Raw genomic sequence first — 22,570 nt, 5'->3', positions numbered from 1 at the left:
GGAATAGCGTTACGCGGTGAGTGACAAAGGATTAGCCGGCCCTACGCCGGTCGGCCAGCCGGCGGGCAAGCGCCACCGCCACGCCCAGGCTTGCCGGCGAAGCCAACCCCCTGCCGGCAAGATCCAGCGCGGTGCCGTGGTCCACCGAGGTGCGCACCAGCGGCAGCCCCAGGGTAATGTTGGCCGCGCTGCCGAAGCCGGCGTATTTGAGCACGGCCAGTCCCTGGTCGTGATACATGGCGAGCACCGCGTCGACCTCGGCCAGGTGGCGCGGGGTGAACAGGGTATCTGCCGGGTAGGGGCCGCGTATATCCCGGCCTTCGGCGCGCAGGGCGTCGAGGGCGGGAATCAGGGTGTCGATCTCTTCGTGGCCCAGGTGGCCGCCCTCGCCGGCGTGGGGGTTGAGCCCGCAGGCGGCGATGCGCGGCGCGGCAATGCCGAACTGCTCGCGCAGATCGTGCTCGAGAATCCGCGCCACCCGGCCGATGCGCTCGGCGGTCACGGCGTCGGCCACCTCGCGCAGCGGCAGGTGCGTGGTAACTAGCGCCACGCGCAGCTCCGAGGGGCCGTCAAAGTCGGCGCGGGTGGCGTGCAGGGCGCTGTCGGTGGCCAGCATCATGACCACCTCGTCCACCCCGCAGGCATCGCGCAGCCATTCGGTGTGGCCGGTAAAGCCCGGGTGCCCGCCGTCGATAATCGCGCCCTTGTGCAGCGGGGCGGTGGTCATGGCGGCGGCATGGCCGGCGCGGCAGGCGGTGACCGCAACGGCCAGCGTCCCCATCACGTAGTCGGCGTTGGCCGGGTCGAGCACCCCGGGCGTAGAGGGCGCCTTGAGGATAACCGGCCACACCGGCAGCACGCCCTGCCCTTCGGGCAGCGGCTCTCCGGGCCGGCACGGCGTCGGCGTTACCTCAAGCCCCAGCGCCGCGGCGCGCTCGGCAAGCATCGCCGGATCGCCCACGGCGACGCTGCCCGCCGGCAGCGCGGCGTCGGCGGCCAGCTTGAGCGTAAGCTCGGGGCCGATGCCCGCCGGCTCACCGGTGGTAATCGCCACCGGCAGCGAACGAGGGGCGCTTCGAGACTCTGCCATGACGCTGCCTCTTATAGCCGGATATCGACAAACGCCTGGGAGCGAATCTCGCGCTGCCAGGTGTTGAGCTCTTCGTTGGCCCGGCGCTGAAAGATCGCCTGGCGTGCCTGCTCGCGCTGCTCCTGCTGGTTGACGTTTCGGCGGCGCCGCTCCTCAACCTCGATGAGGTGAAAACCGAACTGCGAGCGCACCGGGTCGGAGACTTCCCCCGGGGCGAGGTCGCTCATGGCCTCTTCGAAGGCCGGCACCGTCTGGCCCGGACGCAGCCAGCCAAGCTCGCCGCCGTTGAGCGCGCTGCCCTCGTCGTCGCTGAGCTCCCGGGCCACGGCGGCAAAATCTTCGCCCTGCGCGATCTGGCGGCGGGCTTGCTGCAGCCGCTCCCGGGCCTGCTCTTCGCTGCGCTCGGCGTTGACTTCAATCAGGATATGGCGCGCGCGGGTTTCGCGGTTCGCGCCGTCGCCCTGCTGCTCCAGGGTACGCTCAACGTCGCGGTTGCTGATCGACACGCGCTGGCCGATCTGGCTTTGCTGCACCTGCTGCATGAGCATTTCGCGGCGGACCTGCTCGCGCACCTCGCCGAGGCTTCCGCCGTCGGCTTCCAGCCGGTCGGCAAAGGCCTCGAGCGACACGCCGTTGGACTCGGCAATGCTACGGAGCTGGCGGTTGAGCTGGGTGTCGTCCACGCTCAGCTTGGCGTCGCGGGCCATCTGCAGCTGGATTTCCTCGAGCACCATACGCTCCAGCACCTGCTGCTCAAGCTCGCCGCGCGGCGGCAGCGCGCTGCCCTGGGCTTCGGCCTGGCGCGCTACCTGCGCCATGCGGTCCTCAAGCTCGCTGTGCATAATGGCACCGTCGTTGACCACCGCCACGACGCGGTCAAGCTGCTGGCGCTGGGTGCTGGTGGACGGCTCATCCAGAGTTGCCTGCTGGGCAAGGGCGGCCGCCGGCAGCGTGCCGCCGGCGCCCAGGCACAGGGCCAGGGCGCCCGGCAGCAGAGCGGCTCGCGTCCGCGACAGAAGCGCCGTGCGCGCTGTGGCACAGGGGATAGCGCGAAAACGCCAGGGCGCTGTCCTGGCCCGGGGCATTATCTTGGTCCAGGGCGTGGTCTTGGTCCAGGGCGTCGTCTTGGTCATAGCATGTTCGTCTCTTGGGGCCTTGGCCGCCGGCACTAAAGCGCCGGCGGGCGGTAGCCCGGAATGGTACGTTCAAAGTAGCTGTCGGCGTCCTGGCCGGCGCCGCCGAGGCCGTGGAGGACAAAGCGCAAGAAGAGGCCGCGATCGTTGAAATCGTCGTCCGCCCGCGCGGTGTCGTTGTCGTCCACCCAGCGGCGCCACACCACCTGCAGGCCGTAGCAGCAGCTGTTCCACTGCACGCCGGCGAGCTGCTCCAGGGCGCGATGATTGGTCTGATCGTGCAGGTAGCGGCCGATCAAATCAATCTCGGGGCTGGCGTTCCAGGCAAAGGACAGGTCCATCTCTTCGCGGTCGTAGTTGCGATAGGCGTCATCGCCGGGCTCCAGGCTCGGGGCAAACCCTTCGATCTCCCAGCGGTAGCCCAGGTTCACCACGTGGCCGTCGGGATGGCGATAGCGCAGCTCCGCGCTCGAGCGCTCGGTCAGGTCGCGGTGGTCATCGTAAAGCCACTCGGCGCCGGTACTCCAGCGCGGGTTGATCTGCCAGTCCAGGCGCGTCACCACCGGCGAACGGTCCCGGGTGGCCTGGTAGTAGCTTTCCGGGTTGACGTCGGCGTTGCGCTCGGGGCGCGGCGGCAGGGTCTCGTCGTTGCCGTCAAGGCCCACCCGGCGGTCGTCGAAATAGGCGCTCTGACCGATGCCGGCGGAGAGCTTTTCCCGCCCGCTGTCGTCTTCGAGCAGCCGCGTTTGCAGGCCAAACGAGAGGCGGTTGAGATCGCCCACGCGGTCCACGCCGGAAAAGCGGTGCGGCGACCACAGCTGCTCCCAGGAAAACGCGCGCTCGCGGCTGTCAAACTCGGGCAGGTCGCGCTGGTCGGTGCGCGGCACAAAGGCGTAGTTCAGCCGCGGCTCCAGGGTCTGGCGGTAGCCGTCGTCGCCGAGCGTCAGCTCGCGCTCGAAGGTCAGCCCCGCGTCCACCGAGCTGAGCGCTACGCTGCGGGTCGGCGTGGTATCCAGCGCGGTGTCCCGCTTGCCGTAGTCCAGCGAATAGGCGGTGTTCCACAGCTCGGCCTGGGGCTCGACGTAGCCCCAGGGGCGCTCAAAGCGCGCCCCGACCACCGGCGCCAGGTGCACGCGGCTACCGGTGGCGGCCTCGCGCTCGGGCACCCGGGTTTCGTCCACGTCGCGCCAGAAATAGGTGGCGTTGGAGCGCCACTGGCTGTAAAAGCCGTGGCCCAGCTGCCAGCGGGCGTTGGCGGTGAAGCTCGGCAGGCGGTAAAAGGGCTTGTCGCTGTCGCTCAAGGGGTCATCCAGCCGCTGGTAGCCCTGGGCCCGGGCGTCGAGCTGCCAGGTGTCGCCGCGGTAGTCGATCTGGGCCAGCCGCTCCATGCCGTAGCGGTCGCTTTCACCGAAGTTGCCGCCAAAGTCGTCAAAGTAGCGCCCGTCGCTCGCCGCCCCGTAGCGCAGCTGGTAGGTGCTGCGCGGCGCGGCGCGCCCGGCGTGGTTAGCCTCTATGTACCAGCGGTCTTCGCCTTCGTAGCGGTTGGCGTCGCCGCCGGAGCCGCCGCGGTCGTCATTCAGCCAGGCGCCCTCCACGGTGCCGCTGCTCTGCTCGAACAGGTAGCGATACTCGCCGCCAAGCAGCAGCCCGCGGTCGCTGACCCAGCGCGGGACGATGGTGGCATCGCGGTCCGGGGCAATATTCCAGTAAAACGGCTGGGCATAGTCCAGCTGGTCGCTGGAAAAGCCGATGGTCGGCGTCAGCAGGCCGGTGTGGCGGCGCTCGTCGATGGGAAAGCGCAGCCACGGCGAATAGAAGACCGGCACGTCCTTGATTTCCAGACGGGCGTTTTTGGCCGTACCGAAGCCGCTTTTCTGGTTCAGGCGAATATCGCTGCTCACCAGCTGCCAGGTATTGGCGCCGGGCGCGCAGGTGGTAAAGCTGGCGTTGCGCAGGCGGTACTGCTGGTCGCCGGTTTGCTCGAGCTGGGAGGCCTGGCCGCGCAGGCGCTCTTCGTAGAGCACGTAGTGGCTGTCCTTGACCTGGCCGCGGTCGCTTGTGAGCGAAAGCGTCGCTTCGCTTCCGCGCACCAGCGCCTGGCCGTCGCGCAGGGCGAGATCACCTTCGGCGTCGACGCGCTCGCGATTGGCCGGCACAAAAATGCGCTCGGCTTCAAGCTCGGTGTTGCCCCGGCGCAGCACCACGTCGCCGCGCAGCAGCGCCTCGCCCTCGGCGGAGTAGTCGGACTCGCGGGTTTCCACCCCAAGCTCCTGGGGGCTGTCGTTTTCCGGTAGCCGGTAGGCGGGCATTACGTAGCGCCCACCGCATACCTGATCGGCCGCCTGCTCGTCACTCCACGGCTGCCAGTCGAGCGCCTGGGCCGGCAGCGGCTCGCTCTGGCCCTGCGCCGACAGCGCCGCCCCGGCCATCACGCTGCCGGCGAGCGTCTGCGTGATTGGCGCCGCGCGCATAAATCGCTTGCCCATGTTCGTTATCCTTGGCGTCGAGAAGGCGTATTATACAGTTCGCATGATGCCCGACCAGCAAGGAGCTTGCATGTCCTCTTACCGGTTTACCACCCTCACGGCCTGGGCGGCGCGCCATCACGGCCTGCCGCCCGAGCAAATTCGTCTGGCCCCCGCCGGCGGTGACGCCAGCTTTCGCCGCTACTTTCGCCTTCTGCTGCCGGGCGGCGCAAGCCAGATCCTCATGGACGCCCCGCCCGAGCAGGAAGACAGCACGCCCTTTGTCAGCGTCGCCCGGCGCTTTGCCGCCGCCGGCCTGCCGGTGCCCGAAGTGCACGCCGCCAACCTCGAGGACGGCTTTCTGCTGCTCGACGACCTGGGCGATACGCCGCTGCAGGCGCTGTTTACCGACGACGCGGCGGTCATGGCGCACTACCATACAACCCTTGCGCTGCTCGCTGAGATGCAAAACCGCGTCTCCCCGGACGACCTGCCGGCCTACGACGCCGCCCTGCTGGGCCACGAGCTTGCGCTCTTCCCCGAGTGGTGCCTCGGCGCCTGGCTAGGTATTGAAACGCCGGCGGAGTACGCCCCGCTTGGCGAGGCGCTGGTCGGGCAGGCGCTGGCCCAGCCAACGGTCACCGTACACCGCGACTTTGACGCCATGAACCTGATGCCCCACCGCGGCACGGTGTACATGATCGACTTTCAGGACGCCGTGGCCGGGCCGCTGAGCTACGACCTGGTGTCGATGCTGCGCGGGCGCTACTGGCGCTTTACCCGGGACGACTTCACCGCGCTGGTGAAACGCTTCTACCATCAGGCCCGGGCCGACGGCCGGCTGAGCGCGGCCACCGGCGCCGAGGCGTTTGTCCACCAGGCCAACGCCATGGCCGCCCAGCGCACCCTCAAGGTGCTGGGTATCTTCTGCCGGCTGACCCTGCGCGACGGCAAGACCTGCTATCTTGAGCGCCTGCCGCGCTTTCTCGACCACCTGGAAGACAGCCTGGCGGCGCTTCCCGAGCACGCCGCTTTCGCCCGCTGGGTCGAAGGCACGCTGCGCCCGGCGGTCATGGAAAAGCTGGCCGCCGCGGAGGTCACCCCGTGAAGGCGATGATTCTGGCCGCGGGGCTCGGCACGCGCATGCGCCCGCTCACCGACACCTGCCCCAAGCCGCTGCTGCCGGTGGACGGAAGGCCCCTGATCGAGCATCACCTGGCGCGGCTGGCCCGGGCCGGCATTGCTGAGGTGGTCATCAACATAAGCTACCGCGCGGAGCAGATCGTACGCGCCCTGGGCGACGGCGAGCGCTTCGGGCTATCGATTCGCTACAGCCGCGAGGCCGCGCCGCTTGAAACCGGCGGCGGCATTCAGGCCGCCCTGCCGCTGCTGGGCGAGGCGCCGTTTTTGCTGGTCAACGGCGACGTCTGGTGCGAAGCGCTGCCCGACCTGCGCGCCCTGGGCAAGGGCGATCTGGCCCATCTGCTGCTGGTGGACAACCCCGGCCACCACCCCCAGGGCGACTTTTGCCTGCGGCGCGGCCGCGTGGTCGCTGAGGGCAAAGCGGCCGGCAGCGAGGCGCGGCTGACGTATTCGGGCCTTGCCGTGATCGACCCTTCGCTGGTGGCCAATGAGCCGCCCGGCGCCTTTGCCCTGGCGCCGCTTCTGAGAGCCGCCATCGGAGACGATCGCGTCAGCGGCGAGCATTTTAGCGGCCGCTGGGTGGACGTGGGCACGCCCGAGCGGCTGGCCGCGCTGGACAAGCACCTGCGTTGTCGCAGACCCTGATAGGCTCGAACACGAATCTGTTGAACACGGAGTAACGCATGAAAGCACGGGTAAAATGGACCGACGGGCGCCAGTTTGTCGCCGAATCCGGCAGCGGCCACAGCGTGGTCATCGACGGTCCGCCGGATCACGGCGGGCGCAACAGCGGCTCGCGGCCCATGGAAATGATGCTCATGGGCATGGGCGGCTGCAGCGCCTTTGACGTGCTGAACATCCTCGACAAGGCCCGCGCCGACGTTACCGACTGCGTGGCCGAGCTTGAGGCCGAGCGCGCCGACGGCGTGCCCTCGGTCTTCACCAAAATCCACGTGCACTTCGTGGTCACCGGCCGCGGGCTCAAGGACAATCAGGTGCAGCGGGCGGTGTCGCTTTCCGCCGAGAAGTACTGCAGCGCCTCCATCATGCTGGCCAACGGCGGCGTCGAGATCTCCCACTCCTACGACATCGCCGAGGCCTGACCGGGAGCACTCTCGCCAAGCCCCCTGCTCAGTAAACGCCCGCCTCGCCTTCGGGGCGGGTCTTGAAGCGCCGGTGCAGCCACAGATACTGCTCCGGATGCTTGCGAATGGCCTGCTCGATGAAGGCGTTGATGCGCGCCGCATCGTCGACCTCGTCGCCGCTGGGGAAGTCCTCGAACGCCGGCAGCGCCTCCAGGGTATAGGTAGCGTTATCCGGATTGCGGTGGAACCTAAGCGGCACCACCGGCGCGCCGGTCATCCGCGCGATCTTGGCCGTTAGCCGAATGGTCGCCGCCTGCTGGCCGAAAAACGGCGCGAACACGCTCGCCTCGCGGCCAAAATCCTGATCCGGCGAATACCACACCGAATGCCCGGCCTTGATCCGTCTGACCACGCCGCGCAGGTCGTGGCGGTCAATGGTGGCGCCAAAAATCCGCCGCCGCGCCCGGGTCATGAAGCGCTCAAACAGCGGATTATCGTGGGGGCGATAAACCACGTCCGCAGGAAAGAACAGCGAGTGCAGCGCCCCGCCCAGATCCAGAGTGGAAAAGTGAATGCCGATGATCAACACGCCCTTGCCCCGGGCCTGGGCGCGGGCCATGTTCTCCTGACCCAGAAACACCGCGCGATGGCGCATGGCCTCGGCGTTACCGCACCAGCCGGTCGCGGTTTCCACAAGCCCAATGCCGTTGGCAATGAACGTATCCTTCACCAGCCGGCGCCGGGCCTCGGCGCTTTTTTCCGGGAAGCACAGGGCGATGTTGGTCGCGGTAATGTGGCGCCGGCGCTTGGCCAGCCGCCAGACCAGCCGGCCAATGCCGCTGCCCACGGCCATTTTCAGCCGCCACGGCAGCCGAGCAGCGACGTGCATGGCGCCAATGGCCAGCCAGGTCGGCCAGTAGCGCGGGTGAGCAAAGGAGCGGGGATAGTGCGTTTTCGCCATAAATCAGGTCAGAACCGTCGAGGAGGTGCTAGGGCACCGGATGGTAGCACCGGGGCACCCGGGGCAGCACGCCGGTGAGCAGGGTATAGCTGATGGTAGCGCAGTGGCGGGCCACTTCGTCCACCGGCAGCACCGCGCCGTTGGCCGCCCGGCCCCAGAGCACCACCTCGCTGCCGATGCGCGCGTCGGCAATGCCGGTCACGTCAACGGTAAGCATATCCATGGAGACCTTGCCGGCAAGGGCGGTGCGCTGGCCGGCTACCAGCACCGGGGTGCCGTCGGCGGCGTGGCGGTCGTAGCCGTCGCCGTAGCCGGCGGCCACCACGGCAATGCGCGTGGGGGCCTCGGCGCGGTAGCGCCCGCCATAGCCCACCCGTTCGCCGGGGGCGATATCGCGCAGGGCAATGATTTCCGAGCGCAGCGTCATCACCGGCAAAAGCGCGCGCGAGGCGTCGTTGGCGCGCTCCAGCGGGTCGCTTCCGTAGAGCATCACCCCGGGGCGATTGTACGCCCCGTGGGCGTCGGCGTGGGCAAGCGTCGCCGGCGAGTTGGCAAGGCTCAGGGGCGCATTCAGCCGGCGGGCAAGCTCGCTTACGCAGTCGAGCTGGCGGGCATAGTGGGGGCTGTGCGTTGCATCGGCGGTAGCAAAATGGGTCATCAGGTGAAGCTCCCCCGCCTGGGGGGCGGCGCGCAGCGCCTGCCACACGGCGCCCACCTCGTCGGGGCTAAAGCCCAGCCGGTGCATGCCGGTATCTACCTTGACCCAGACCGGGATCGGCGCGTGCGGGGTAGAGGCCTTGAGCGCCTCGAGCTGCCAATGGCTGTGCACGGCCATCCACAGCCGGTGGGCGTCGACGGCCTCAAGCTCGTCGGCGCTGAAGATACCTTCCAAGAGGATAACGGGCGTGTCGATGCCGCCGCGGCGCAGCACCAGCGCCTCCTCAAGGCTTGCCACGGCGAACGCCGGCGCTTCGTCCTCGAGCGCTTGGGCACAGCGAAGCGCGCCGTGGCCGTAGGCGTCTGCCTTGATCACGGCGACCGATTGGCCTTGGGTCGCGCAGCGCTGCGCAACGCGATAGTTATGACGCAGGGCGTCAAGGTCGATATGGGCTACCAGGGGGCGCATGGTCTATCTCGATAGGGGCTGTCTTGATAAAAGGCTTTCTTGATAAGGGCCGTCTTGATAAAAGGCTATCTCGGTAAAAAGCTGCCTTGTGGAAAGGCAGCTCGTTAAGAAACGGTTCGTTGAAGGACGGCTCGCTGAAGGGCAGCGTTACTCCTCTGCTTTCAAATCAGCTTTCAAAAATGGCGTCCAGCGACAGGCCCTGCTTTTCCAGCATCAGGCGCAGCTTTTTCAGCGCCTCGACCTGGATCTGGCGCACCCGCTCCCGGGTCAGGCCGATTTCCGCGCCGACCTCTTCCAGAGTGGCGGCCTCGTGTCCGCGCAGGCCAAAGCGGCGCACGACCACTTCGCGCTGCTTTTCGCCAAGCGAGCCCAGCCAGTGGTCCACCAGCTGTTTGACGTTGCCGTCGACCAGCGCGCCTTCGGGGCCGATGTCGTCGTCATCGGCCAGGGTGTCGATGAGCGGCTTGTCGCTGTCGCCGCCCACCGGGTGGTCCACCGACGAGACCCGCTCGTTGAAACCCAGCATTTTCTTGACCGTGGCCACTGGCTTGTCCAGGTGCTCGGCGATTTCTTCCGCCGCGGGCTCGTAGTCCAGGCGCTGGGTCAGCTCCCTAGCGGCGCGCAGATAAATGTTGAGCTCTTTCACCACGTGGATCGGCAGGCGAATCGTGCGGGTCTGGTTCATCAGCGCCCGCTCGATGGTCTGGCGGATCCACCAGGTGGCGTAGGTGGAAAAGCGGAACCCGCGCTCGGGGTCGAACTTTTCCACCGCGCGGATCAGCCCCAGATTACCCTCCTCGATCAGGTCGAGCAGCGTAAGGCCGCGATTGAGATAGCGCCTTGCGATCTTGACCACCAGCCGCAGGTTGGACTCGATCATTCGCGAGCGGCCCAGCGGGTCGCCCTGGCGCGCCAGGCGCCCGTAGAACACCTCCTCCTCCGGCGTAAGAAGCGGCGAGAAGCCGATTTCGTTGAGGTAAATCTGAGTCGCGTCAAGGCTCTGGGCGCGCGATTTATCTTCCCGCCCGAGGGCCTTTTCGAAGGCCGCCTCTTCCGCCGCGGTCTGCTTGTCGTCAAGCGCTTCCAGCGCTTCTTCCACCGCGTTCAGATCCACTTCCTGCAAGTCTTGTTCTACCGTGCTCATCCCTTACCCCCAGCGCCAGCCTGGCGCTTTTCACCGGGCAATCCGTCCGGCACGCCGGTGGCGATGCCCGCGCGCCATGTCCGGCGTTGTTGTTGTTTTGCGGCGGCCCGGCAGCCACGGCCCGCAGGCCGTGGGACAGCGGAAACAAGCGGGAACTAGCGTGAAGGCAGGTACTCGAGCGGGTCCTGCGGTTCGCCGTCCTTGCGCACCTCAAAATGCAGCCTGACGCTTTCCGCATCGCTACTGCCCATGGTGGCAATCACTTCGCCCGCCTTGATCACGTCGTTCTCGCTGACGTTCAAGCTGTCGTTATGGGCATACGCCGACAGAAACTGATCGTTGTGCTTGAGCAACACCAGGTTGCCGTAGCCGCGTACGCCGCTGCCTGCGTAGACCACAATACCCGGGCCGGCCGCCTTGACAGATTGCCCCTTTTCCCCGGCGATATCAATGCCCGCGGTAATGCCGGCATCGTCATCAAAACGGCCGACCAGCTCGCCGTTCACCGGCCACTGCCAGTCGATAGTTTTCGCCGGGGTGTAGCTGCGTTCGTCGCGCTTTTCAGCCGACGCCGCCGCTTTCTCGGTCTTATCGGCCTCCTGGCTTTCGCCGGCGGTGGCGACCTGCCCGGTGTCGTCGGCGGTGTCCTTGGCCGCGGCGGCCTTGTCGGCCTTGTCGGCCTTGTCGTCTGACCTGTCGGCGTCGCGATCAGCAGGCGCTGTGTCCTTCTCGCTTTCGGCCACGGCGGGCTTCTGATCCTTGTCCCGGTTCTTGTTCCGATCCTCGTCCTGGCGCTCCTCCTTGTCGGCGGTCACCGGCTCGTCGGGCAGCAGCCAGTCAACTTCCTGGCTGTCGGCGCCGCCCTGCCCGGCCGTGCCCGAAGAGGCATCCAGCCCGGTGGTCACGGCTTTGCTGTCCTTCTTCGCCGCGGTATCGGCCCCGGCCAGCCGGCGGTCGTCGGCGGTCTGTTCGCCCTGGCGCAGGCGGATCTTCTGCCCCGGATAAATGTTGTAGGGCGGGTCGATATCATTAAGCGCGGCCAGGCGGCGATAGTCGAGGTTGTGCTCCCAGGCAATCCCGTAGAGGGTATCCCCTGCCTTGACGGTATACCCCGGCGTGCTTTCGACCGCCTGCTGAGCATCGCTTACGTCGCGCACCTGGGGGCGGGACTGCTGCTGGTTGGCGCAGCCGGCAATGGCCAGGGCCAGCACGGACATCACGAAAATCTTGCGCATGCGACTATGTCTCCTGTTGATCAGCGCTTGTTCGGTTGGCTTGGCGGTTGAGCATCACTACAAGCAGCGCACCGGCGAGCATCAGGCCCAGCACGCCAAGAGTCTGCGCCGACGCGCCGGTAAGCGTAGCGTAGTCGCCGGGCAGCAGGTAGCGGTGCGCCAGCGGAATCAGCTGCCCGTCCGGCCCCATCTGGTAGCGTACCAGCTCGCGCCACGGCCAGAGAAGCGGCAGCGAGCCGAGGATGAATCCCAGCAGCAGCTGCATGGTGGCGGCATGATGCCGCTGCAGCAGCCATGACAGCAAGCGTGAAAACAACATCACCCCGATCACGCAGCCGCCGCCGAACAAGGCGATGACCGGCAGGTCCAGCCCGCGCACGGCCTGCATGACGGTGCCGTAAAGCCCCATGGACAGCAGCAGAAAGCTGCCCGACACCCCCGGCAGCAGCATCGCGCTGATGGCAATACTGCCGGCCATGACCAGCATCAGCGAGTCGTTGCCCACGGCCAGCATCAGCGGCATCAGGGACGGCAGCGCCCGGGCCAGCGTAAGCCCCAGCCCCAGCGTAATCAGGTAGCGCCACTTGAAGCGCTCCCGGGCATCGTTGACCACCAGCGCCGAGGCCGCCACCAGGCCAAAAAAGAAGCCGTCCAGCAGCAGCGGATAGGCCTCCATCAGCCACACGGCCAGGTGCGCCACGCTGAATACGGCAAGCGCCACCCCGGCCAGCAGCGGCAGCAGAAAGGCCAGGTTCAGGTGGCGGGCAACGCCTTTCAGCCCGCCCCGCCGCCAGACGCCAAAAACGCCCGGGCCGAACTGGCGAATGGTGTGGATCAGCTCGGCGTAAAAGCCGCTGATAAAGGCAATGGTACCCCCGGACACGCCGGGCACCGCGTCGGCTGCCCCCATGCCGGCGCCGGTGATAAATACGCGCAGGGTGGAACGGTTCACTCCACAACTCCTTCCAGCAGGGGGACAAAGCGCACGGACGCAAGCCGGCGCTGTTCAAAGGTGCGGCCCTGGCGGCGCACCTGGACCAGCGACTGCTCGCCGCCGGGGGTTTCCAGCGGGGCAACCAGCCTGCCGCCGTCGCTTAGCTGCTCAAGCAGCGCCTCGGGCAGCGTGCGCGCGCAGGCGGTGAGCAAAATGACGTCAAACGGCGCAGCCTCTGGCCAGCCCTGGGTGCCGTCGGCGACCTTGAGGCGCGCCGAGGACTCAAGCCCAGCCAGACGCCGGGCAGCACGGCGATGCAGGGCCGCGATGCGCTCTACGGAATAGACCTCAGGCACCAGCCGCGACAGCAGCAGCGCCTGGTAGCCCGAACCGGTGCCCAGCTCCAGCACCCGCTCGGGCGCTTCCTGGCGCACAAGCTCGGTCATGCGCGCCACGATAAGCGGGCTGGAGAGCGTCTGGCCAAAGCCGATGGGCAGGGGGCTATCTTCGTAGGCGCGGTGGGCAAGCGCCTCGTCGACGAACAGGTGGCGCGGCTCTTCCGCCATCACCTCGAGCACCCCCGAGTCGCGGATGCCCTGGCGCGAAAGCCGCGCGACCATGCGGTTTCGTGTGCGCTGGGAGGTCATGCCTCGCCCGCGTCGTTTGTGAGCATCAACATCAGGCGAATGCATCCAGCCAGTCCTGCACGTCGGCGCGCGCCGGGTGGCGCGTCAGGTCGGTCTGCAGCGGGGTGATCGACACCCAGCCGGCCTCGACGGCGGCAAAGTCGGTATCTTCGCCGTCGTCGGCGTTGGCGCCTGCCGGGGCAATCCAGTAGCGCGTGCGCCCGCGCGGATCGCGGGTTTCCACGGGCTTTGCCGCCGGCCCACGATAGCCCATGCGGGTCACCTTCACGCCCTGGATAGCGTCCCAGGGAAGGTCCGGCACGTTGACGTTGAGCAGCGTGCGCGGCGGCAGCGACAGGTTGCCCGCCGCCCCCACCAGCGTGGCCGCCACCCGGGCGGCGCTGTCGAAGTGGCGCCATCCGCAAAGCGATACCGCAATCGCCGTCATGCCCAGGTTGCGCCCTTCCATGGCCGCCGCCACGGTGCCGGAATAGAGCACGTCGTCGCCCAGGTTGCCGCCGTGGTTGATGCCCGAAATCACCAGATCGGGCTTTTCATCCCAGACGCCGTTGACGCCCAGGTAGACGCAGTCGGCGGGCGTACCGTCGACGCTGTAAAAACCGTTTTCCAGCGCGGTGAGCGAAAGCGGGCGCGACAGCGTCAGCGAGTTGCTCGCGCCGCTGCGATCCCGGTCGGGCGCCACCACGCGCACGTTGGCATGGGCGATCAGCCCGTCGTACAACGCCCGCAGCCCCGGCGCGTGAACGCCGTCATCGTTGGAAAGCAGCAGTCGTCGCATGATGTCACTCCTTGTTCGTAACCTGCCATGGTGCCTTATGCGCCCGGCGTCACGCGCCGGGCAGCGGGGCAAAGTCCGGGTGGGCGATCAGCTCGCGCAGCACGGCGGTAGCGAAGCTGCCCCGGGGCAGCGAAAATTCAAGCCTCGCGCCGGCCTCCAGCGGCGTCAGCGCCGGCTCGCCCAGGCGCAGGCGCAGCGCCCGCCGAGCGCTGTCGACCCCGGCCCTCTCGATGCCGGCACACAGCGCCGGGTGGTCGAGGCGCAGCTGCGCTTCAAAGCGCTTCGCGGGCGCGCCGGACTCACCATCCGCAGCGCCGTCGTCCTTCCCCCACAGGGGGCCCGTGGGGTGCAGATCAAGCTCGGCGACGCGGCGCTTTATCTCGGTGTCAGCGTGGTCAGCGGTAAATAAGCTATGAGTGCCGTCGAGCATCAGCGTATCGCCGTCAAGCGGCGTCGCCCAGCAGCCTGCCGTCAGCCGTGCGCTCAGCAGCTCGTTGAACAGAAAACTCCGCGCGCTGGACAGCAGCATGCCCTGGCGGTCGTCGCGCTTGCGCCAGCCCCGGGCCAGCAGCGCCTGCGCCCGCTCAAGGTTGCGCCCTCCGGCGCCGAACCGCTGGGGGCCAAAATAGTTGGGCACACCGCCTTCGCACAGCGCCTGCCAGCGCGCGCTAAAGCCCTCGGCGTCGACGGCCTCGCCGCCCACGCGCAGGGCAAAGCGGTTGACGCGGTGCACGCCGCGCTTGAGCTTGCGCGGATGGCGCCCCCGCTCGAGCACCGCGGTGCCAAGGGCTTCGAGCCGCGCTTCCAGCGCGTCCGGAGCGCCCCGGCCGGGCAGGTGCACGCTGAGCCACTGGCGGGTGATGGCAAAGCGGTCCTTCATTCCCGAATACCCCACCTCGCGCGGCGTGACGCCGCACAGCCGGGCAAGCGCTCTGACGACGTCAAGCGTGGTCTGCTCGCGCTTTTCGATGCGCAGCCAGAGATGCTCGCCGTGGCCTTCCGGGGCAAAGTCGAGCACCTCGTCGACGAGGAAGTCTTCCGGCGCGGCGCGATACTCGCCGGACAGCGGCGGGCCGAACGCAGCGTCCAGGCAGCGCGCCCAGTCGGGTATCTGGCTCATGAGCCGCGACGGGCCAGCAATACAACCGCCTCGGCGGCGATACCTTCACCGCGGCCGGTAAAGCCCAGCCGCTCGGTGGTCGTGGCCTTGACGTTGACCTGGCCAAGCGAAAGCTGCAGGTCGTTGGCGATAGCCTCGCACATGGCGTCGATGTGCGGCGCCATCTTCGGCGTCTGGGCCAGCAGCGTGGCGTCCAGGTTGACCGGTGTGAAGCCTTCGTCCTCGACCAGCGCTCGCACCCGGCGCAGCAGGTCGCGGCTGTCGGCGCCCGCCCAGGCCGGGTCGGTATCGGGAAAGTGGCGGCCGATATCGCCCAGCGCGCAGGCGCCCAGCAGCGCATCGCACAGCGCGTGCAGCAGCACGTCGCCGTCGGAATGGGCGACAAACCCATGCTCGAAGGGCAGCCTGACGCCGCCGATCATCACGTGATCGCCGGGACCAAAGCGGTGGACATCAAAGCCGTGGCCGATGCGCATGGCAACCTCCTGATAGCAAAACGTCTCTCTCCCCCTGACGGCTGACGCGGCAGGGTCTGTTTACAGCGTCGGGGCCGTTTATAGCTGAGCCCCCTGGGCCGCGAGGATAGCGGCGGCCAGCGCCAGGTCGTCCGGGTGGGTCACCTTGAGGTTATCCCGCCGCCCGGCCACCAGCCGGGGCTGTCTTCCCAGCGCCTCAACCGCCGAGGCTTCGTCGGTGACTGCCGCGCCGCCGGCAAACGCCTGTTCCAGCGCCCGGCGCAGCAGTCCGTAGCGAAACCCCTGGGGCGTCAGCGCGTGCCACAGGCCGTCGCGGGGCTCGGTGTGCGCGCAGGTGCCCTCGGGCGTGGCGCGCTTCATGGTATCGGCGACCGGCATGGCCAGCAGCGCCCCGTCTACGCTCTTTGCCGCAGCGCCGGCGAGCGCGCGGACGTCACCGGGCATCACGCAGGGCCGCGCCACGTCGTGCACCAGCACCGTATCGTCGGCGGCGGCGGGAACGGCGCGCAGCGCGCCGAGCACGCTGTCCATGCGCTCGGCGCCGCCGGCGACCCGCTGCCAGCGGGCAAACGGCACCCACTCGGGCCGAAACCAGCGATCGCCGTCGTCCAGGCACAGCGCCAGCCGCGCGTCAGGCAGCGCCTGATGCAGGCGGCCCAGGGTGCGCGCGAGCATCGCCTCGCCGGCAAGCGGCAAATACTGTTTGGGGCGGTCGCCGCCCATGCGCCGCCCCTGGCCGGCAGCGGGCACCACAAGCCAGGTCGTCTGGCTCACTGTTCGGCCCCGGGCACCCAGAAAAACTGCTCGTCAGCGCGCACCATGCCCATATCGCTGCGGGCGCGCTCTTCTACGGCATCAAGGCCGGTCTTCAGGTCCCTGACCTCGGCCGCCAGCCGGTCGTTGCGCTCGCGCATGGGCGCGTTGACGGCTTCCTGAGCCGCCACCCGGCCCTGCACCTGGTGCAGCTCCTGCACGCCGCCGCGCCCCAGCCACAGCTTGTACTGCAGCAGCGCCAGCAGGGCACAGAGCCCCAGCACGAGCCACTTGTGCATCGGCCATGTTCGAGTTTTGCTACTCACCGCATACGCCTGTCTTGGCCTACCTTGACCCATCTTGAAAAGATATCGTCCGTCGAGAAGAGGCTTCGCAAAGCCGGACGCTACCGCCCCTAAATCGGCGCATTATGCCATCAACTCCGCGCAGGCGGCCACGCCGTTGGCGGATAATTTATCCGCCAACGGCGCGCAAGGCTTAAGCCGGCGGGCGTTCTTCCGGTATCATCCGGTTAACTCATGCATCCGGACGTGCCTCTATTCTGCCGCCGCCGGGAAGGCGCGCCGCGCCCCGCCTGCCCCCCATCCACGGAGACCCTGATGGCCCACGACCTGCTTGATCGCCTGCGCCAGCGCCTGGAAGACCTCAACCGCTCGGAGCGCAAGGTTGCCTGCGTGATTCTCGACGATCCCGCCGCCGCTACCAGTCTGAGCATCGCAAGCCTCGCTCAGGCCGCCGGGGTCAGCGAGCCCACGGTTAACCGCTTTTGCCGCAACTTCGACGCCAAGGGCTACCCCGACTTCAAAATCAAGCTCGCCCAGAGCCTCGCCGGCGGCACCCCCTACGTCACCCGAGCGGTGGAGCCCGGCGACAACGCCAGCCAGTACACCAGCAAGATTTTCGGCGCCACCATTGCCGCTTTGGACGAGGCCCGCCGGATCATCGACATGGACGCCGTGGAGCGCATGGTGGACTACCTGACCCAGGCCAAGCAGATCCATTTTTTCGGCCTCGGCGCTTCCGGCGCCGTCGCCCAGGACGCCCAGCACAAGTTTTTCCGCTTCAACCTGCCGGTCATGGCCTACGTGGACGTGCTCATGCAGCGCATGGTCGCCGCCGCCTGCCATACCGGCGACGTCGTGGTGGTGATTTCCTACACCGGGCGCACCCGGGAGCTGGTAGACATCGCTCGGGTAGCCCGGGTCGCCGGCGCCGTGGTGCTCGGCATCACCGCCCCGAATTCGCCGCTGACCCGGGAGTGCAGCGCCGTGCTCGAAGTCGTCACCCCCGAAGACACCGACCACTACATGCCCATGACCTCGCGGATGATCCAGCTGGCGCTGGTGGATACCCTGGCCACCGGCGTCACCCTGCGCCGGGGCGAGGACTTCCTGCCCCACCTGAAAAAGATCAAGGACAGCCTGCGCGACACCCGCTTTCCGGTGGAAAAACGCAGCGGCAAGAAGCCCGCGCCCTGAGCACGAGCGCCAATAAAGAAAAAAGGGCCTGACGCGTGCGTCAGGCCCTTTTTACGATGTTCGGTCTGTAGATGTTCGTTCTGTAAAGGTGGTGCCGGTGGCCGGACTCGAACCGGCACGCCCGTGAGGGCGGCGGATTTTGAATCCACTGCGTCTACCCATTCCGCCACACCGGCAACAGGCGAGCATTATACGGCTCTCGCTTTTGGCGTCAATCGTAACGCCTGACTTTAGCGCGCCAACGCGCTATCCTGTGCGCCGCTTTTATCCCGTCCGGGCATCCCGTCTGAAGCGCCCCGGACTCTACACGAGCCTTGTCATGCAGCGTGCCGACTTTGCCTACGAGCTCCCCGAGGAGCTGATTGCCCGCTACCCCGCCGAGCAGCGCAGCGACTGCCGCCTGCTGTGCGCCGACGACGACGGCCGGCTTGCGCACCGCCGCTTCCCCGAGCTGCTCGACATGCTTAACCCCGGCGACCTGCTGGTCTTCAACGACACCCGGGTGATCCCTGCCCGGCTGCACGGCCACAAGGCCAGCGGCGGACGGGTGGAAATGCTGCTGGAGCGCCCCCTGGATGCCCACCGGGGGCTTGCCCACCTGCGCGCCAGCAAGGCGCCCAAGCCCGGCACCGAGATCGTCTTTGAGGGCGACGTCCGCGCCGTGGTGGAGGCCCGCCGGGAGGCGCTGTTTGAGCTGCGCTTTCTCGGTGACACCCCGATGATCGCGCTGCTCGAGCGCCACGGCCACATGCCGCTTCCGCCCTACATTACCCGGGACGACGAGTGGAGCGACCGCGAACGCTACCAGACGGTCTACGCCCGCCGCGACGGCGCGGTGGCCGCCCCCACCGCCGGGCTGCACTTTGATCAGCCGCTGCTCGACGCCCTGGCGGCCAAGGGCGTGGAAAGCGCCTTTGTTACGCTTCACGTGGGCGCCGGCACCTTTCAGCCGGTGCGCGCCGACGACATCCGCGATCATCACATGCACAGCGAGTGGATCGAGGTAAACGAGGCCGCCTGCGACAAGGTGCGCGCGGCCAAAGCCGCCGGCAGGCGCGTGATCGCCGTGGGCACCACCGCCGTGCGCTGCCTGGAAAGCGCAAGCCGGGCGGCGCCTAGCGGTGACATCGCCCCCTACCGCGGCGACACCGATATCTTTATCTACCCGGGCTACGAGTGGCGCTGCGTGGATGCGCTGATCACCAACTTCCATCTGCCGGAATCGACGCTGTTGATGCTGGTCGCGGCGTTTATCGGCTACGAGACCACCCTTGCCGCCTACCGCGCCGCGGTCGCCGAGCGCTACGCCTTTTTCAGCTACGGCGACGCCATGCTGCTGACGCGCGCCGCGCCCGAGGCCCCGCGACGAACGAACCGAACGACTGAATCGAGTGAGCAACCGGATTGACGAGCCCTGCCATGCAAAACCCGTTTAAGCGAAGCGAATGCTTCATGCGCTTTGAGCGCCTGGCCGCCGACGGCCGCGCCCGCCGCGGACGGCTGCACTTCCCCCGCGGCACCGTCGAAACGCCGGCCTTTATGCCGGTCGGCACCTACGGCACGGTCAAGGGGATGACGCCTGAGTCGGTCAAGGAGATCGGCGCCGACATCATCCTTGGCAATACCTTTCACCTCTGGCTGCGCCCGGGGGTCGAGGTGGTCAAGGCCCACGGCGATCTGCACGACTTTGCCCAGTGGGATAAACCCATTCTCACCGACTCCGGCGGCTTTCAGGTATTTTCCCTGGGCAAGACGCGCAAGATCACCGAAGACGGCGTGCACTTCCGCTCGCCGGTGGACGGGGCGAAAGTCTTCATGGGGCCGGAAGAGTCCATGGCGGTACAGCGCTCGCTGGGCTCTGACGTGGTGATGATCTTTGACGAGTGCACCCCCTACCCGGCGACCCATGCCGAGGCCGAGCATTCCATGGAGCGCTCGCTGCGCTGGGCCAAGCGCTCCCGGGAAGCCCACGGCGATTCACCCTCGGCGCTGTTTGGCATCATCCAGGGCGGGATGCACGATGACCTGCGCGAGCGTTCGCTCAAGGGGCTTATGGACATCGGCTTTGACGGCCTGGCCATCGGCGGGCTCTCCGTGGGCGAGCCCAAGGAAGAGATGCTCCGAGTGCTCGACTACCTGCCCGGCTGGATGCCCAACGACACCCCGCGCTACCTCATGGGCGTGGGCACGCCCGCAGACCTGGTGGAAGGCGTGCGCCGGGGCGTGGACATGTTCGACTGCGTGATGCCCACCCGCAACGCGCGCAACGGCCATTTGTTCACCGCTGAAGGCACGGTCAAGATCCGCAACGCCGCCCACCGCTTTGCCACCGGCCCGCTGGAAGAGGGCTGCGACTGCTACACCTGCCGGCACTTCTCCCGGGCCTATCTGCACCACCTTTATCGGTGCAACGAAATGCTCGGCTCGATGCTCAATACCATGCATAATTTACGCCATTACCAGCGCCTCATGGCGGATTTGCGCGCGGCAATCGAAGCGGGTACATTGACGCCCTTCGTGGAGACATTCTACGCCAGGCGTGGCCTGCCCGTGCCGCCTGCACCCGCATAAACATCGCCAGGCCGGCGCATCGTTTTCGCACACGTTTTTGCTCGTCAACCCAGGAGTGCTTTGAATGCTGGATTTTTTCATTTCCTCGGCCCACGCCCAGGATGCCGGCGGTGCCGGTGGCGGCATCGCCCAGATCGTCATGCTGGTCGGCTTTGTGGTGATCTTCTACTTCCTGCTGTGGCGCCCCCAGGCCAAGCGCGCCAAGCAGCACAAACAGCTGATCGCCAACCTGGAAAAGGGTGACGAAATCGTCATCGGCGGCGGCCTGGTCGGGCGCATCACCAAGGTCAGCGACGAGTTTCTGAGCATGGAAGTGGCCGACGGCACCACGGTCAACGTACAGAAAAGCGCCGTGGCCGCCGTGCTGCCCAAGGGCACCATCAAGTCCATCTGATCCGCCTCTGCCCTGCCGGGCGCCGCCAGCCAGCACCCGGCAGGGATGCCACGGTGAACGATGGCACGCCTTGCTGCGCGCTGCCCGGCGGCGCGCAGCGTTCCGTTTGTTATTCAAGGCAGGGCTTACATGCTCAACCGTTACCCCCTGTGGAAGTATCTACTCATTCTGGTCGTGTTGGTGACCGGGCTGATCTATTCGCTTCCCAACCTCTTCCCCGAAGATCCCGCCGTCCAGATCAGCACCCAGGGCAGTGCACTGAGCGAAAGCCAGCGTGACCGCGTTACCGATGCCCTGAAAGACAACGACATCGCCATCAAGCGCGCCGAGCAGCAGGACGACCAGTGGCTGCTGCGGCTGAACAACGCCGAGGACCAGCTGCGCGCCCGGGACCTCATCAACGACACCCTGGATGACGACGACGTGACCGTGGCGCTCAACCTCGCCGAGGCCACGCCTGGCTGGCTCAAGGCGTTCAACGCCTCCCCCATGACGCTCGGCCTCGACCTGCGCGGCGGCGTTCACTTCCTGCTCGAAGTCGACATGGAAGCCGCTCTCACCCAGCGCCTGGAAGTCAACGCCAGCGCCATGCGCGAGCTGCTGCGCGACGAGCGCATCCGCTACCGCAATACCGAGATCGACGACCGCTCGCTGTCGCTGGAGTTTGCCAGCGCTGAGGATCGCGACGACGCCCGCCGGCTGATCCGCCAGGAATTTCCCGACTTTGACTATCAGAGCGAAGGCGACGGCCGAGGGGCGACGCTTTCCATGGCGCTCACCGACCAGAAGGTCAACGAGATCCAGGACTACGCCATCAACCAGAACCTCACGACGCTGCGCAACCGCGTCAACGAGCTGGGCGTGGCCGAGCCCAAGGTCCAGCGCCAGGGGCCCAACCGCATCGTCGTTGAGCTGCCCGGGGTTCAGGACACTACCGCTGCCAAGCGCATCGTCGGCGCCACGGCCAACCTGGAGTTCCGCCTGGAGGCGCGCTCCGACACCCCGGATCGCGAAACCGAAACCATCGCCTTTCGCAGCAGCCCCGAGCGCGACGCCACGGTGCTGCGCGACGTGATCATCAGCGGCGACAGCGTGTCCAGCGCCAGCCAGAGCTTTGATGAAAACGGCGGCCCCCAGGTCAGCATCAACCTCGACGGCACCGGCGGCACGCTGATGAACCGCGCCACCCGGGCCAACATCGGCCGCAACATGGCGGTGGTGTTCATCGAGCACAAGAGCGAAGACCGCGAAGTGACCGACCCGGAAACCGGGGAAACCAAAACGGTCCGCGATCCTTACGTCGAGCGCGGCATCATCAGCCTGGCGACCATCCAGAGCGCCTTTGGCAACAGCTTCCGCATTACCGGGCTGGAGTCATCTTCCGAGTCCTCGGAGCTTGCCCTGCTGCTGCGCTCGGGCTCGCTTGCCGCGCCCATCTACTTTGCCCAGGAGCGCACCATCGGCCCGAGCCTGGGGCAGAAAAACATCGAGCGCGGCCTGCTCTCGGTTCAGCTGGGCCTGCTGCTGGTCGTCGCCTTCATGCTGCTGCGCTACAAGGTGTTCGGGATATTTGCCAACATCGCCCTGGCGTTCAACCTGACGCTGCTCGTCGCGGTCATGTCGCTTTTGGGCGCGACGCTGACGCTTCCGGGCATCGCCGGTATCGTGCTCACCCTGGGGATGGCGGTGGATGCCAACGTGCTGATCTTTGAGCGCATTCGCGAAGAGCGGCGCAACGGGCTGTCCGCCCAGCAGGCGATCCACGCCGGCTACGAGCGCGCCTTCACCTCGATCATCGATGCCAACATCACCACGCTGCTGGTCGCGATCATTCTGTTCTCGATCGGCACCGGGCCGGTGAAGGGATTTGCCGTCACGCTGTCCATCGGCATTTTGAGCTCCATGTTTACCGCGCTGCTGGTGTCCCGCGCCATGGTCAACCTGACCTACGGCGGCAAGCCGGTGAAAAAGCTCTGGATTTAAACCCTGGATCCGACTCCCGGCGCACAGCACAGA

At 67.3% G+C, this 22,570-nt stretch carries 22 protein-coding genes and 1 tRNA gene; 8 read left to right on the top strand and 15 right to left on the bottom strand.

The annotated features are described in order from the left end of the window. Positions 1 to 31 precede the first annotated feature (31 nt). The 3 genes from pdxA to RS027_RS07235 are packed head-to-tail and all read right to left on the bottom strand — an operon-like array spanning position 32 to position 4,709. Positions 32 to 1,090 (bottom strand): 4-hydroxythreonine-4-phosphate dehydrogenase PdxA, encoded by a 1,059-nt coding sequence (gene pdxA / locus RS027_RS07245; RefSeq protein ID WP_311955527.1) that lies wholly within the window; start codon positions 1,088 to 1,090, stop codon positions 32 to 34. Positions 1,091 to 1,101: 11 nt separating this feature from the next. Next, positions 1,102 to 2,223, bottom strand: coding sequence for a peptidylprolyl isomerase (locus RS027_RS07240; protein WP_311955526.1), 1,122 nt, complete (start codon positions 2,221 to 2,223; stop codon positions 1,102 to 1,104). Positions 2,224 to 2,258: 35 nt separating this feature from the next. Next, positions 2,259 to 4,709 carry an LPS-assembly protein LptD gene (locus RS027_RS07235; protein ID WP_311955525.1) on the bottom strand — a complete coding sequence of 817 codons (2,451 nt, stop codon included), beginning with the start codon at positions 4,707 to 4,709 and terminating at the stop codon, positions 2,259 to 2,261. A 70-nt stretch (positions 4,710 to 4,779) separates the two neighbouring features. Here RS027_RS07235 and RS027_RS07230 point away from each other — a divergent pair, with 70 nt between their 5' ends. From RS027_RS07230 to RS027_RS07220, 3 genes are read left to right on the top strand one after another with little or no spacing between them, the layout of a single operon-like run. Continuing rightward, positions 4,780 to 5,796, top strand: a complete 1,017-nt coding sequence (locus RS027_RS07230; RefSeq protein ID WP_311955523.1) for an aminoglycoside phosphotransferase family protein — start codon at positions 4,780 to 4,782, stop codon at positions 5,794 to 5,796. Beyond that, the gene (gene murU / locus RS027_RS07225; RefSeq protein WP_311955521.1) at positions 5,793 to 6,476 is read left to right on the top strand and encodes an N-acetylmuramate alpha-1-phosphate uridylyltransferase MurU; all 684 of its coding nucleotides are present in this window, start codon (positions 5,793 to 5,795) and stop codon (positions 6,474 to 6,476) included. The genes RS027_RS07230 and murU overlap by 4 nt, the downstream gene beginning before the upstream one ends. 38 nt (positions 6,477 to 6,514) lie before the next feature. Next, complete coding sequence (locus RS027_RS07220) at positions 6,515 to 6,934, top strand: OsmC family protein (RefSeq protein WP_311955514.1); 420 nt, start codon at positions 6,515 to 6,517, stop codon at positions 6,932 to 6,934. A gap of 28 nt (positions 6,935 to 6,962) precedes the next feature. Here the strand turns inward: RS027_RS07220 and lpxL are convergent, their stop codons facing one another. The 11 genes from lpxL to ftsB all read right to left on the bottom strand — a co-directional run bounded on the left by lpxL (position 6,963) and on the right by ftsB (position 16,389). Continuing rightward, positions 6,963 to 7,877, bottom strand: coding sequence for an LpxL/LpxP family Kdo(2)-lipid IV(A) lauroyl/palmitoleoyl acyltransferase (gene lpxL, locus RS027_RS07215; RefSeq protein ID WP_311955512.1), 915 nt, complete (start codon positions 7,875 to 7,877; stop codon positions 6,963 to 6,965). 28 nt (positions 7,878 to 7,905) lie between these two features. Continuing rightward, positions 7,906 to 9,003 (bottom strand): alanine racemase, encoded by a 1,098-nt coding sequence (gene alr, locus RS027_RS07210; RefSeq protein ID WP_311955511.1) that lies wholly within the window; start codon positions 9,001 to 9,003, stop codon positions 7,906 to 7,908. Between the two features lie 166 nt (positions 9,004 to 9,169). Then, the gene (gene rpoS / locus RS027_RS07205) at positions 9,170 to 10,147 is read right to left on the bottom strand and encodes an RNA polymerase sigma factor RpoS (protein WP_311955508.1); all 978 of its coding nucleotides are present in this window, start codon (positions 10,145 to 10,147) and stop codon (positions 9,170 to 9,172) included. Between the two features lie 155 nt (positions 10,148 to 10,302). Then, on the bottom strand, positions 10,303 to 11,382 hold the full coding sequence (locus tag RS027_RS07200) for a peptidoglycan DD-metalloendopeptidase family protein (protein WP_311955507.1): 1,080 nt from the start codon (positions 11,380 to 11,382) through the stop codon (positions 10,303 to 10,305). Between the two features lie 4 nt (positions 11,383 to 11,386). Further along, on the bottom strand, positions 11,387 to 12,334 hold the full coding sequence (locus RS027_RS07195) for a DUF368 domain-containing protein (protein WP_311955505.1): 948 nt from the start codon (positions 12,332 to 12,334) through the stop codon (positions 11,387 to 11,389). Next, on the bottom strand, positions 12,331 to 13,008 hold the full coding sequence (locus tag RS027_RS07190) for a protein-L-isoaspartate(D-aspartate) O-methyltransferase (RefSeq protein WP_311955502.1): 678 nt from the start codon (positions 13,006 to 13,008) through the stop codon (positions 12,331 to 12,333). Before RS027_RS07190 ends, RS027_RS07195 begins: the two co-directional genes overlap by 4 nt. Beyond that, positions 12,995 to 13,741: a 5'/3'-nucleotidase SurE gene (surE, locus tag RS027_RS07185; RefSeq protein ID WP_311955499.1), complete on the bottom strand. Its 747-nt coding sequence runs from the start codon at positions 13,739 to 13,741 to the stop codon at positions 12,995 to 12,997. The genes RS027_RS07190 and surE overlap by 14 nt, the downstream gene beginning before the upstream one ends. Before the next feature lie 49 nt (positions 13,742 to 13,790). After that, positions 13,791 to 14,861 carry a tRNA pseudouridine(13) synthase TruD gene (gene truD / locus RS027_RS07180; protein ID WP_311955496.1) on the bottom strand — a complete coding sequence of 357 codons (1,071 nt, stop codon included), beginning with the start codon at positions 14,859 to 14,861 and terminating at the stop codon, positions 13,791 to 13,793. Then, on the bottom strand, positions 14,858 to 15,337 hold the full coding sequence (gene ispF / locus RS027_RS07175; protein ID WP_311955493.1) for a 2-C-methyl-D-erythritol 2,4-cyclodiphosphate synthase: 480 nt from the start codon (positions 15,335 to 15,337) through the stop codon (positions 14,858 to 14,860). Before ispF ends, truD begins: the two co-directional genes overlap by 4 nt. A gap of 78 nt (positions 15,338 to 15,415) precedes the next feature. Next, positions 15,416 to 16,111, bottom strand: a complete 696-nt coding sequence (gene ispD, locus RS027_RS07170) for a 2-C-methyl-D-erythritol 4-phosphate cytidylyltransferase (RefSeq protein WP_311955490.1) — start codon at positions 16,109 to 16,111, stop codon at positions 15,416 to 15,418. After that, positions 16,108 to 16,389, bottom strand: coding sequence for a cell division protein FtsB (ftsB, locus tag RS027_RS07165; RefSeq protein WP_311955484.1), 282 nt, complete (start codon positions 16,387 to 16,389; stop codon positions 16,108 to 16,110). The genes ispD and ftsB overlap by 4 nt, the downstream gene beginning before the upstream one ends. Before the next feature lie 321 nt (positions 16,390 to 16,710). Between ftsB and hexR the strand changes: the two genes are divergently transcribed. Continuing rightward, positions 16,711 to 17,589 (top strand): transcriptional regulator HexR, encoded by an 879-nt coding sequence (gene hexR / locus RS027_RS07160; RefSeq protein WP_311955482.1) that lies wholly within the window; start codon positions 16,711 to 16,713, stop codon positions 17,587 to 17,589. An 89-nt stretch (positions 17,590 to 17,678) separates the two neighbouring features. Here hexR and RS027_RS07155 read toward each other — a convergent pair. After that, positions 17,679 to 17,765, bottom strand: a tRNA-Leu gene (locus RS027_RS07155). 143 nt (positions 17,766 to 17,908) lie between these two features. On the opposite strand from RS027_RS07155, the gene queA reads away from it, so the two are divergent. The 4 genes from queA to secD all read left to right on the top strand — a co-directional run bounded on the left by queA (position 17,909) and on the right by secD (position 22,537). Next, positions 17,909 to 18,997 carry a tRNA preQ1(34) S-adenosylmethionine ribosyltransferase-isomerase QueA gene (gene queA, locus RS027_RS07150; RefSeq protein ID WP_311955481.1) on the top strand — a complete coding sequence of 363 codons (1,089 nt, stop codon included), beginning with the start codon at positions 17,909 to 17,911 and terminating at the stop codon, positions 18,995 to 18,997. A gap of 44 nt (positions 18,998 to 19,041) precedes the next feature. Further along, a complete protein-coding gene (gene tgt / locus RS027_RS07145; protein ID WP_311955564.1) occupies positions 19,042 to 20,160 on the top strand; it encodes a tRNA guanosine(34) transglycosylase Tgt in 1,119 nt (372 codons plus the stop codon). 64 nt (positions 20,161 to 20,224) lie between these two features. Then, a complete protein-coding gene (yajC, locus tag RS027_RS07140; protein WP_311955479.1) occupies positions 20,225 to 20,554 on the top strand; it encodes a preprotein translocase subunit YajC in 330 nt (109 codons plus the stop codon). A gap of 129 nt (positions 20,555 to 20,683) precedes the next feature. Further along, the gene (gene secD / locus RS027_RS07135; protein ID WP_311955476.1) at positions 20,684 to 22,537 is read left to right on the top strand and encodes a protein translocase subunit SecD; all 1,854 of its coding nucleotides are present in this window, start codon (positions 20,684 to 20,686) and stop codon (positions 22,535 to 22,537) included. The last annotated feature ends 33 nt before the right edge of the window (positions 22,538 to 22,570 follow it).

The sequence above is a fragment of the Halomonas garicola genome (genome assembly GCF_031935715.1).
In the GTDB taxonomy this organism is placed as follows: domain Bacteria; phylum Pseudomonadota; class Gammaproteobacteria; order Pseudomonadales; family Halomonadaceae; genus Vreelandella; species Vreelandella garicola.
The sequence above is the reverse complement of the archived record's forward strand: the minus strand, read 5'-3'. Positions and strand labels throughout refer to the sequence as shown.